9 protein-coding genes are annotated in these 11,691 nt (G+C 40.6%); 7 read left to right on the top strand and 2 right to left on the bottom strand.

Features of this window, described 5'->3' with window-relative positions; translation table 11 throughout:
* Nucleotide 1 precedes the first annotated feature (1 nt).
* Together SULBA_RS04055 and dbpA are read right to left on the bottom strand one after the other, a co-directional pair.
* A complete protein-coding gene (locus SULBA_RS04055; protein WP_014768999.1) occupies nt 2–787 on the bottom strand; it encodes a hypothetical protein in 786 nt (261 codons plus the stop codon).
* The gene (gene dbpA, locus SULBA_RS04050; RefSeq protein ID WP_014768998.1) at nt 772–2,163 is read right to left on the bottom strand and encodes an ATP-dependent RNA helicase DbpA; all 1,392 of its coding nucleotides are present in this window, start codon (nt 2,161–2,163) and stop codon (nt 772–774) included. The genes SULBA_RS04055 and dbpA overlap by 16 nt, the downstream gene beginning before the upstream one ends.
* An 89-nt stretch (nt 2,164–2,252) precedes the next feature.
* Here dbpA and SULBA_RS04045 point away from each other — a divergent pair, with 89 nt between their 5' ends.
* From SULBA_RS04045 to SULBA_RS04015, 7 genes are all read left to right on the top strand, one after another.
* Nucleotides 2,253–3,140, top strand: a complete 888-nt coding sequence (locus SULBA_RS04045) for a phosphatidylserine decarboxylase (protein WP_014768997.1) — start codon at nt 2,253–2,255, stop codon at nt 3,138–3,140.
* Nucleotides 3,076–5,064: an EAL domain-containing protein gene (locus SULBA_RS04040; protein WP_245391439.1), complete on the top strand. Its 1,989-nt coding sequence runs from the start codon at nt 3,076–3,078 to the stop codon at nt 5,062–5,064. The genes SULBA_RS04045 and SULBA_RS04040 overlap by 65 nt, the downstream gene beginning before the upstream one ends.
* Before the next feature lie 133 nt (nt 5,065–5,197).
* Complete coding sequence (gene dcuC / locus SULBA_RS04035) at nt 5,198–6,466, top strand: C4-dicarboxylate transporter DcuC (RefSeq protein ID WP_014768995.1); 1,269 nt, start codon at nt 5,198–5,200, stop codon at nt 6,464–6,466.
* 9 nt (nt 6,467–6,475) lie between these two features.
* Entirely contained in the window at nt 6,476–7,714 is a 1,239-nt protein-coding gene (locus SULBA_RS04030; protein ID WP_014768994.1) for a M20 family metallo-hydrolase, read from the top strand.
* A 3-nt stretch (nt 7,715–7,717) separates the two neighbouring features.
* Nucleotides 7,718–9,031 carry an amidohydrolase gene (locus SULBA_RS04025; RefSeq protein WP_014768993.1) on the top strand — a complete coding sequence of 438 codons (1,314 nt, stop codon included), beginning with the start codon at nt 7,718–7,720 and terminating at the stop codon, nt 9,029–9,031.
* 140 nt (nt 9,032–9,171) lie between these two features.
* Nucleotides 9,172–11,022, top strand: a complete 1,851-nt coding sequence (locus SULBA_RS04020; protein WP_014768992.1) for a sensor histidine kinase — start codon at nt 9,172–9,174, stop codon at nt 11,020–11,022.
* Nucleotides 11,019–11,675 carry a response regulator transcription factor gene (locus tag SULBA_RS04015; RefSeq protein ID WP_014768991.1) on the top strand — a complete coding sequence of 219 codons (657 nt, stop codon included), beginning with the start codon at nt 11,019–11,021 and terminating at the stop codon, nt 11,673–11,675. The genes SULBA_RS04020 and SULBA_RS04015 overlap by 4 nt, the downstream gene beginning before the upstream one ends.
* Nucleotides 11,676–11,691 lie beyond the last annotated feature (16 nt).

Here is an 11,691-nt window from a genome sequence, read left to right as displayed (position 1 = left end):
CTTATTTCTTTGTTATATTTACATCCACTATAATTTTTCCATCCGTTGGAAATGTGATAATTTGGCTACCTTTATCATTTAAAAAAGCAATTTTGTTATTATCGTAAGCTATTAATACGCCTTTTGCTACTTCTTGATTATCTTTATTCAAAATTTGGATGCAAGTATTTGCTTGGCTATTTTCAGGTACGTAACAACCGTGTTCTCGATATTCATTTATCTTTTTAGCTGCCATTTTTTCACCTACTGACTGTGGTCCAACATACAGATATAATGCAAACATTAAAACCAAAGTTAGAACATATATAAACAATGTAAAAAGATAAACTCCCGCAAATGTCGTCGTCAATAATTGTATAAAAAATTGTATTTTTGTAGATGAAAAAAATTTTTCTAAAAATGGAAATTTTACCAATATAGATTTTTCATTTTTCGGGCGTAATGCAAGAAAAACCATTATCCCTATTACAAACGTTGCACTTATTATTATAGACAATAGATTACGCTTTAAAATCTCCATGAGAGCTGAAAATCCGTATAAAACAGCACCATATGAATAAAAATAAATATCTTGCGTGGATATAGGGAAGAAGTCACTACTCAATCCAAAACTGTACATATAGGTATCATAATAAGCTTTCCCCATAATATATGCAATGATTGTTAAGCCAAGCCCAACAATCGTTAAAATTGTTTGCAAAGAAGGCTTATTTTGATTTGATCTTGAGTTTAAGATTTTATTGTCTTTTATTTCTTTCTCTTCCATGCTTTTTACCCCAACTTCCATATCTTAAACCGTCGATTTTTAATGGTCGTAGCACACAGCCCATCAAACGCTTTATCAGCGTATTCTCTGGCTATGGCGACGTAGGAGAATTTTTCTAAGATGTCGATTTTACCGATAACATTTGCTTCCAAACCTAAGTCTTTGGTCAGCGTTCCTAAGATGTCACCAGCACGCATTTTGTGCTTTTTGCCTGCGTCAATGCAAAGCGTGATATAGAGGGCTTTTTTGGGTTTTGTTTGGGTTGGATTTAAGTCGCCAATGCTTTTACATGTAAAGGCAAAATTCGCCTCTGTAAGCTCTTCAAAAAAGCTCTCTTCTCGTGGTGTGACAAAACTTACTGCCATGCCTTCTTTGTCCATGCGTCCTGTTCGACCAATGCGATGGGTGTAGATTTCCATCGTTTGAGGGAGTTCGTAGTTGATGACCATCTCGACATCTTTGACGTCCAGCCCACGAGAGGCAAGGTCTGTAGCAACTAAGATTTGCGCACTTCCGTTGGCAAAAAGTAAGAGGTGTTCGTCACGGTCGATTTGCTCTAAATCGCCATGCAAAGAGAGTGCGTCAAAGCCTTCATCTAACAGATAGCCTTGAAGTTCCGCCACGCCTATTTTGGTTTTGCAAAAGATGATGACCGACTTGGCATCGCTTTGCAGTAAAACGCCTTTGAGTGCTTTTTCTTTTTCACTTGCCTCTACCTTATAGCAGACTTGTGTGATATTGGGTGACGTGTGCGCTTCTTCTTCGATGCTTACATGTAAAGCGTCATTTTGCACTTCCTTGCACATACGCTCAATCTCTTTGGGAAAAGTAGCGGAGAAGAGCAAGGTTTGACGCTTACTTGGCATTTTGGCGATAATCTTCTCGATGTCTTCGTAAAAGCCCATGTCAAGCATACGATCGGCTTCATCAAGAACGAGTGTTTTGATATGCGAAAAGTCAATGGTTTTTTCTTGCAAATGTTGCAAAATGCGCCCTGGAGTTCCTACTACGATGTGCGCACCATGCTCGAGGTTGATGCACTGAGGCACAAAACGAGTCCCGCCACAGAGCGTGACAATTTTAATATTATGGGTAAATTGCGCCAAACGTCGTAATTCATTGCTGACTTGTTCGGCAAGCTCTCGTGTGGGACACAGCACCACTGATTGGATGCGCATGGAGTTTACATGTAAGCTCAAAAGCAAAGGTAGTCCAAATGCAGCGGTCTTTCCACTGCCTGTTTTGGCTTGTGCAACAACGTCACGTCCCTCTAAAGCAAGAGGCAATGAGGCTTCTTGAATGGGTGTCATACGCTGATAGCCTAGACGTTCTAGTGTTTCTAACATGGATGGATGGTGAATCAGATGATTAAATGGGTGAGGTGTATGTGTTTTCATGGTGAAAATATATCACATTTTTTTATAAAAACCTTACATTCATTTGGTATAATCATTTCTTAAATCTACTTCATACATGAAAGAGTGCTATGCAACGTTATCCAAAATTTAAAAGTTCTATTGCGTCTCGCCTTTTTGGCGTTTTTGCGTCAAAAGAGTTCCCAACTTCTGTGCAAACCATTATTAACAAAAGTTATGTTTCCATGATGCGTGTGGATTTGGGTGAATTTGAAGAGGCAGACCACTACAAAAGTTTGAACAAACTTTTTACACGTCCCTTTAAAACCAAACGCCTTTTTAGTATGAATGAACAAACACTGATTTCTCCTTGCGATAGCCTTATCAGTGCGTATGGAAAAATTGAACATTCCCTTGCCCTTCAAATTAAAGGCTTTACCTACAGTGTTCGTGAACTTTTAGGTGATTATATTGCTAAAAAAGAGAAAGACCGCCTTGAGGGTGGTGATTTTGTAAACTTTTACCTCTCGCCTCGTGATTACCATCGTTACCACGTTCCTCTTGAAATGCGTGTGGCTAAGGCAGTGCATATTCCAGGTAAACTCTACCCTGTCAATTTTAAGTGGCTTCGAAAAATTGAAGGACTTTTTGTGGAAAATGAGCGTGTCGTTTTAGAGTGCTACACCAAAGAAAATCAACTTTTTTACATGGTTTTTGTAGGGGCATTAAATGTTGGTAAAATGGCATTTAACTTTGATAAAACCATCCAAACCAATGCCAAAGGAAACCTTCAACAGTGCTATAGCTATGACAATCTTTGGCTTAAAAAAGGTGAAGAGTTAGGCATGTTTGAGATGGGCTCAACCATCGTCATGCTCTTTGAAAAAGAATCCATTTCCCTTGAACTAGAAAGCGTTTCGCACGTTAAATTTGGACAAACATTAGGAGCATTACGTGGAAAGAGCACACATTGCAACACTGAGGCAATTGAGCAAGGAGATGCGTCTTTTATACATTGAGCATGATGAACATGCTAAAGAGAGTGCCACACACCTCTTTTCAAAATTTTTTGACCATGTAATAATGGCGCAAGATGGCAAGGAGGGACTCAGTCTTTACCTACGCCACCACAGCACCATTGACTTAATTATTACCACCTTAAATCTTCCGTTTATGCATGGTGTGGAGCTTATTGAGAAGATTCGCAAGCACAATCCAGATATAGCTATTATTGTCCTATCTGAATTGCATGAAGCGCACCATTTTCCTAAAACGGTTGATTGTGGGGTGGATGGCTACCTCTTTAAACCTTTAAGCCTTAGCCAATTTGGTGCGACTCTGGGAAAACTCCTTGAGAAAATGAGTCTAAAAAAAGAACACGCAAAAAAAAGCCTCTTGCTCCAACAATATGAAAACATCACCAACCTTAGTGCCATTATCTCCAAAAGTGACCCGCAAGGGCGCATCACCTATGTTAATGAGCAATTTTGCCGTATTTCTGGCTACAGCGAAGAAGAATTGCTTGGCAAAAATCATAATATTATTCGTCACCCTGATGTGCCTAAAAGCACCTTTGAAGAGTTGTGGCATACCATTAAAGAGGAGAAAAAAACATGGCAGGGCATTGTTAAAAATCGCAACAAGAATGGTGAAAGTTATTATGTGAAAACAACCATTCAGCCGATTTTAAATGCACACGGTGACATCGAAGAGTATATTTCCTTGCGCCATGATGTTACTGCGATTATGAGCGATAAAAAACAGCTCTTTGATTTTTTAGAAGCCAATAAACTCTCCGTCTTAATTCTGGTACAAATTGAAGATTATGCGATTTTGGAAAAATTTTACAACAAAAGCAGTGTGGAAAAAATAGAAAGCGCTTTTTACAAAGCCCTCTTATACCTTATGCCTTCCATGTGTGGCTTTCAAAAAGTCTATTTTTTGGAAAATGGGCTCTATGCTTTTGTGATAGATAGACGCACATGTCAAGCCACCAGAGAAGAACTGTATGAGACCCTAGAGCGCTTTCTTGCCAATGTCAAAGAGTATGTTGTTCGAATCGATGGCATTGAATATGACATCTCCGTGGTGTGCAGTTACACCTATGGGGTTTTTAAGATTTTTGAAGATGCTAAGATTGGTATTGACCATGCAATGGCTAGCAAAAAGCCCATTGTCTATGCCGATGGGCTCAATGACATCGAATACGACAATGCTCTGCGCAATATTGAAACGCTCTATATGATTAAAACGGCTATTGATAACCAAAAAATTATCTCCTATTTTCAGCCTATTATTAACAACCAAACCCAAGAAATCGAAAAATACGAATCGCTTGTGCGCCTCGTCAATGAAGAGGGAAAACTTCTCTCCCCTGCTTGTTTTTTAGATGTTGCCAAAAAAGGACGCTACTCCAATAAAATCACTAAAATTGTGCTCAACAACTCTTTTGAAGCACTGCATAAAGTTCCTAATGCTTCCATTTCTATTAATCTTTCCATGCAAGATATTGAGCAAGAGAGCATTCTTGAGCATATTCACTCCCTTTTGCAAATCTACAAAAAGCACGCTCCTCGGCTTATTTTTGAGATTTTAGAGAGTGAAAATATGAAAGATATAAACGCTATTAAACGCTTTATCCAGGATGTGAAAGCACAAGGGGTTAAAATTGCGATTGATGACTTTGGAACAGGCTATTCCAATTTTGAGCGCTTGCTCTTTTTTGAACCTGATATTTTAAAAATTGATGGTAGCTTAATCAAGAACATCCACACCAATGAAGTGAACCAGAATATTGTCGAAACAATCATTTTATTTGCCAAAAAACAAAAACTCTCAACCGTTGCGGAGTATGTCGAAAATGAAATTATCTACAAAATGGTACGTGATATGGGAATTGATTATTCGCAAGGGTATTATTTTGGAAAACCTAAACACTTATAGCATCTTGAGTTTACATGTAAAGGTTCCTCAGAAAATTCAGATATGTTAATATTTTTTTAAGAAATTACATTATGTAGAAATCTCCTTAAAAGTTTAAACTTCTAGGATACTTACCCTTTAAGGAGCGTTCAAAATGGAGATATTAAAGATTGCAGTCGCCCTACTCACCATAGTGGCAGTCGTCTATTTTTTAGTCAAAAAATACGACACAAAACTCGTACTTTTGGTTGCAGGTGTTTTTATGGCATGTTTTGCCCTAGCGCCGATGAAAGCGTTTGAATCCTTTTCAAAAGTGATGGTCTCAGGTGGGCTCATTCAAGCGATTTGTTCGGTTCTAGGTTTTGCCGCTGTGCTTAAAATGACAGGATGCGACAAACATTTAGTCGCCCTGCTTGGTAACGTCTTAAAACGTGCAGGCATTTTTCTGGTTCCAGTAGCAACCCTACTGACCTTTGCCATTAACATCGCCCTTCCCTCAGCAGCAGGCTGTGCGGCGGCAGTGGGTGCGATTTTTATTCCTTTATTGATTCACTCAGGCGTACGTCCTGCTATGGCTGCAGCTGCTGTGTTTAGTGGAACGTATGGTAGTATGCTAAGCCCAGGGCTTTCGCACAACCCTTTTGTGGCGGATTTGGCAAAAGTGACGGTATTGGATGTTATCAATACCCACAAATTTGCGACGATTAGCAGTATTGTTGTAGCATCCATTGCCATTGGACTCTTAGCCATTTATCTTAAAGAGCACAAAGGGTATGTTTCTGAAGATAAAGACTTCCACATTGATACCAGCTTCAAAATTAACCCTCTTTTTGCGCTTGTGAACATCATTCCATTGGCAATTTTGGTGGTTGGTTTTACAGGATGGGTGCCTATGCTTAAAATGGGTGTGCCTGAAGCGATGCTTATTGGTGCTTTTTTAGCGGTCATCATCACACGTACCAACCCCACAAAAGTTTCAGAAGGTTTCTTTAATGGTATGGGTGGAGCGTATGGACAAATCTTTGGTATTATCATCGCTGCTACTGTTTTTGTTTCAGGACTTCAAGCCTTAGGTGCGGTTGATGCTTTTATTTCCGTTTTAATTTCCAATCCTAGCATGGCATCCATTGGCGCAACCGTTGGACCTTTTTTACTGGCTGTGGTGACAGGTTCAGGCGATGCTGCAGCCTTTGCGTTTAACAAAGCCGTCACGCCATTTGCGGTGGAGTTTGGAACAACGATAGAGCGTATGGGCTCTTTAGCCGCCCTTAGTGGTGCTATTGGTCGCACGATGTCACCGCTTGCAGGCGCTGCCATTATTTGTGCGGGCTTTGCGAAAGTCTCTACCCTTGATATGGTTAAACGTACCGCTTTAGGTATGATTTTAGCTCTTACAACTGCCTATTTTATGCTCGCATTTTAAGGAGTAGTGATGATAAATGCAACACGTCTCAGTGAGGAGATAAAGACCATTAGCCGTTTTGGAGCCCTCCCTCAAGGAGGCATTACCCGTTTGGCTTTCTCCAAAGAGGAAGCCCACGCACGTGAGTATGTCAAAACACTCATGCAAGCCGTGGGTATGACTATTCGTGAAGATGCCATTGGCAATATTTTTGGGCGTATTGAGGGGGAACTTCCCCTGCCTGCCGTTGCCATTGGCTCTCACTTAGATAGCGTTCCTTTGGGTGGCTGTTTTGATGGCACGCTAGGGGTGATGTGCGGTCTTGAAGCCATTCGTGCCATTAAAGAGCAGAAAATTTCTCATAAACGTCCGTTTGAGCTCATTATTTTCTCCTGCGAAGAGTCTAGCCGTTTTAACATGGCAACCGTGGGAAGCAAAGTCATGGCAGGCAAACTCTCCACAGAGGCGCTTGAAAACCTGAAAGACAAAGAGGGAATCAGCCTTTATGAAGCAGCTAAGGAGTTTGGATGTGCGGTTGAGACGATGGACAATGCCACACTTCCTCCAGATACCTTTTATGCCTACTTAGAATTGCACATAGAACAAGGCCCTGTGTTGGAGAACAAAAATATTCCTGTGGGCATTGTCACAGGCATTGCTGCCCCCATTCGCTACGCCTTAACCCTGCAAGGCAGAGCTGACCACTCAGGGGCAACACCCATGAACATGCGCGCTGACGCACTTGCGTGTGCGGCGGAAATTATTTTACATGTAGAAAATGTTGCCAAAGAAAAAGCGGGTGAAACCACCGTAGCAACGGTAGGCTTTGCCAATGCAACTCCTGGTGTGCTGAATGTCATTCCAGGCAGTGTGAGTTTGGGTATTGATATTCGAGATATTGACCATGCAAATCTTGAAAAAGCAGCCTTATTGATTGAAAAAGGTATCGAAAAAATTACGCACGATAGGGGTCTGATTTATACCCTCAAAGTGCTCACCCATGACATACCTGTAAGCCTCGATAAAAAAATCATAGAAACCCTTGAAAATGAAGCAAAAAAACTTCACATTCCAACCCTAAAACTTCCAAGCGGAGCAGGACACGATGCGATGCATATGCCTTATGTTTCAACGCATACAGGGATGGTCTTTGTGCCGTGCAAAGAGGGCATTAGCCACAATATCGCTGAAGAAGTGAATATGGATGATGTTATGTACGCTACAGAAGTGATTACTAAAACCCTCATTACCTTAGCAAACGAAGGATAAAAAATGGATAGCATTGCACAAAGAGCAAAAAGTTTAGAAAAAGAACTGATAGAGACACGTCGATTTTTTCACCAACACCCTGAAACGGGCTGGTTTACCTTTTTTACCACCGTCAAAATTATTGAAAAACTCAAAAGTTATGGGTACACACTTAAGATGGGACGAGACATTATGGTGGCAGATGCAAGGCAAGGAGTAGGCTCAAAAGAAGCACTGGATGAAGCACTGCTTCGTGCCAAAAAACTGCTCTGTCCTGAAGAGTATGCTCTCTTAAATGTCATGGAAGATGGGCTCACAGGCGTGGTAGCAGAGCTTGACACAGGGCGTCCTGGCCCTTGCGTGGCATTTCGCTTTGACATTGATGCCGTGGATGTTACCGAGAGCAAAGATTTAGCCCACCGCCCGTTTAAAGAGGGATTTCGTGCGGACATTGATGGGATTGCGCATACATGTGGGCATGATGGGCACATTACCATCGGTTTAGGGCTCGCCAAACTCATTAGCGAACACAAAGAGGATTTTAAAGGAGTGTTTCGCTTTATTTTCCAAACGGCTGAGGAGGGAACCAGAGGTGCGGTTGCTATGGAAAAAGCGGGCATTTTAAAGGGAGTCGATTATCTTTTGGGCGCACACATAGGCTTTCAGTCTAAAAAAAGCGGAGGTCTTATTTGCGGAGTTAATAACTTCCTCGCCACTTCCAAATTTGATGTGACGTTTCATGGCACATCTGCCCATGCAGCAGGCGCACCGGAAGAGGGAGCAAACGCGCTTTTAGCTGCCGCAGAAGCCGCCCTTTTAATGCATGGCATTACCCGCCACAGTCAGGGTATTACCCGTGTGAATGTGGGCGTTTTAAGAGCAGGTGAAGGACGCAATGTCATTGCACCCAATGCCTTTATGGCGTGTGAAACCAGAGGCGTGACCACAGAACTCAATGCCTTTATGAAAGAAAAATGCATGAACATCCTAGAGGGAGTCTCAAAAATTCACTCAGTGGGTTACCGTGTAAAAGATGTCGGAGGAACCAGTGGTGGCGATAGTTCAGCGTTTATTACCGAACTTTATGAAAAAGTGGCTCTTGAATCACCGTTCATTGAAAAGGATGCCATCGTGAAAACCTGCGATTTTGGGGCATGCGAAGACTTTGCACATTTTATGCAAGCGGTACAAAATCAAGGGGGACAAAGCGGTTATATGATGATAGGTGCAAAACTTGAAGCAGGACACCATAACCAATGTTTTGACTTTGATGAGAGCTGTTTGGTGACAGGCGTTGATCTCTTTTTACGCTCAGCCTACATGCTTAGCGCCAAATAAACCATGCAGAGGCATTCTCCTCTGCATATCTTTACATGTAAAAAGAATTTACCTGCTTGATCGGGTTGTTTTTATGCAAAGATTCAACCCAGAGTCACTAAAATTGCGTTATATTGTTTATTATGTTCTTAAGGTTTTTGATGCGACATTACGCTTTTTTCTATGCTTTTTATCTCTTCTTATTTTTTAGTCATACTCTGATGGCGCAGGAGGAAAAACGTGTGCTCATTATTGACTCGTATCCTAAAAATTTTAAATGGAGCAATGATATTATCCTAGGCATCAAAGATGTTTTAGCAAAGTCTGACATGGATGCGGATGTTATCTATATGAGTGGGAAAGCAGCCAAAAGCAAAGAGGATTACACCACGCTTCGCAATCTTTTAGAGATCAAACTCAAACATACCCATTATGATTTGATTATTCCTGTGGACAAACATGCCTATACTTTTTTACTGCACCACTACTATGACTTTTTTGTGAACGAGCGTATTTTATTTTCCAGTATGGAGTTTTTTTCCTACGAAGATGCGCTCAAACAAGGACTTGCCAATAAAATTTCAGGGGTCATTAAAGAAAGAGCGATTGAGGATAATGTTAATATTATTTTAACCATGATCCCTTCCCTCAAAAAGCTCTATATTTTAAACGAAAAAAATCCAGAAGATAAAACCAATATTTCCATCAAAAACACCCTTGATGCCATGCGTTTAAACTGCGAGGTTGAGTACATTGGGGATTTGAGCCTGCAAGAGATGAGAGAGAAGTTTTCTATCTTTACGCCCGATGAAACCATTTTGTTTATCCCTTTTTACGGGGGCAATTACGACCAATTTTATAAAAATTATAAAATCGCTTATACGATTGATCTGTTTGAAATTCCTGTCTTTGCCACGGACTCTTTTTTTATCACCCGAGGTATTGTGGGTGGCAAGTCCATTTTAACCTACAAATTAGGAGAAACCACGGGCAATTTAGCACGAGACATTCTACGCAATCCCACCGCTTCCAATAAAATCATCACCGATAAAAACCACGAATACATTTTTAACCATGAAAAAATCAACAAATTCAAACTAGAGCCTTTTTTGCTCACACAATCTTTGCGTTTTGTCAACACGCCTGTGCGCTTTTTAGACAAACATAAAAAATATGTGGATGCCATTTTACTCATTTTACCCCTACTCATTTTGCTTATTTTAGCGCTGATTCACAACATTTACATGCGTATTAAAGATGAGAAAAAGTACCGTGAAAGTGAACTTCAAAAGAACAAACATCAACAATTCATCATCCAACAATCTAAACTGGCTGAAATTGGGGATATTTTTTCCTCCATTGCCCATCAGTGGAAAAATCCACTCGTTGAGATCACCGCTTTGGTGCAAAAACACGCCTTTAGTGTAGGCAGTGCCTTTGATGAAAAAAACGATAAATACATCCATGACATTATGGTACAAGTACGCTACATGACCGATACCATCAACAGTTTTCAAGCCTTTATTATGCCCTCCACGACCAAAACGGTTTTTGATGTCAATGAGGCGATTGAGACCATGATGGGCATTATTTCGCATACGATTAAATACAACTATATTGATGTTACCATCGATATTAGCCATGCAACCAATTTAAGCGTGCTGGGCTATAAAAATGAGTTTATGCAAACCCTGCTCAACATTGTCAATAACGCTAAAGAGCAAATTGTGCATCAAAGAGAGGCCAAAAAAATCAAACGAGGCTTAATTGCTATTGTGGTTTACAACCATGCGCACACTGTTATTATCGAAATCAGTGATAACGCAGGAGGCATACCTGAGGAAAAACTGCCTTATATTTTTGATGCGTACTACACCACTAAAGAGCATGGGCATGGTATTGGTCTTTATATGTCAAAAATTATTTTGGAAAATAAAATGAATGGAACCATCAAAGCAGACAATACCCCAATGGGGGCACGCTTTAGCATTACCTTAGGAAACGTGGTATGAAACTTTTACTCCTTGAAGACAATGCATCGCTGTGCGATGTGATTAGCGATGTACTCACCCAACACGGGTATGATGTGAGAGTCTTTAACGATGGGGAGAGGGCACTTGAAGAGATTAACAAAGGATACCACTGTTTTATCATCGACATCAACGTCCCTTCCCTTGATGGTATTAGCATTTTAGAGTCCATTCGTCTGTTCAATAAAGAAGTCCCTGTCATTATCATCAGCTCCAATCACGATTTGGAAAAGATTCAAACCTCCTATGAGATAGGCTGTAATGACTACTTGAAAAAACCTTTTTTTATTTACGAGCTGGTGCATAAAATTAAAAAACTGTGTCACGTTGAGAGTTCAACCATTGAATTATGGCAAGGATATATCTATGATTTTAAAAACCAACGCCTCTTCAATCCCCAAAAAGAGGAGATTTTTCTAGGTAGAAAAGAGTATCTTTTTTTAGATTTATTCATCAAAGACACCACCCGAACCGTTCCTTTTTTCGAGATTGATGAATACGTTTGGCAAGGGGAAGAGACCACTATTTTTAATATTCGAGCACTGGTGAAACGCTTACGCTCCAAACTGCCTGAGGGGGCTATTAAAACCATTAAAGAAGTGGGGTATCGTTTGGACGGATTAAAAGATTCGTGAGCTTTTTTCAACGCTC

It is taken from the genome of Sulfurospirillum barnesii SES-3, assembly GCF_000265295.1.
Classification (GTDB): domain Bacteria; phylum Campylobacterota; class Campylobacteria; order Campylobacterales; family Sulfurospirillaceae; genus Sulfurospirillum; species Sulfurospirillum barnesii.
The sequence above is the reverse complement of the archived record's forward strand: the minus strand, read 5'-3'. Positions and strand labels throughout refer to the sequence as shown.

Coding starts and splice junctions, on each gene's coding strand:
- SULBA_RS04055 (WP_014768999.1), bottom strand. CDS start 787: ATGGAAGTTGGGGTAAAAAGCATGGAAGAGAAAGAAATAAAAGACAAT.
- dbpA (WP_014768998.1), bottom strand. CDS start 2,163: ATGAAAACACATACACCTCACCCATTTAATCATCTGATTCACCATCCA.
- SULBA_RS04045 (WP_014768997.1), top strand. CDS start 2,253: ATGCAACGTTATCCAAAATTTAAAAGTTCTATTGCGTCTCGCCTTTTT.
- dcuC (WP_014768995.1), top strand. CDS start 5,198: ATGGAGATATTAAAGATTGCAGTCGCCCTACTCACCATAGTGGCAGTC.
- SULBA_RS04030 (WP_014768994.1), top strand. CDS start 6,476: ATGATAAATGCAACACGTCTCAGTGAGGAGATAAAGACCATTAGCCGT.
- SULBA_RS04025 (WP_014768993.1), top strand. CDS start 7,718: ATGGATAGCATTGCACAAAGAGCAAAAAGTTTAGAAAAAGAACTGATA.
- SULBA_RS04020 (WP_014768992.1), top strand. CDS start 9,172: ATGCGACATTACGCTTTTTTCTATGCTTTTTATCTCTTCTTATTTTTT.
- SULBA_RS04015 (WP_014768991.1), top strand. CDS start 11,019: ATGAAACTTTTACTCCTTGAAGACAATGCATCGCTGTGCGATGTGATT.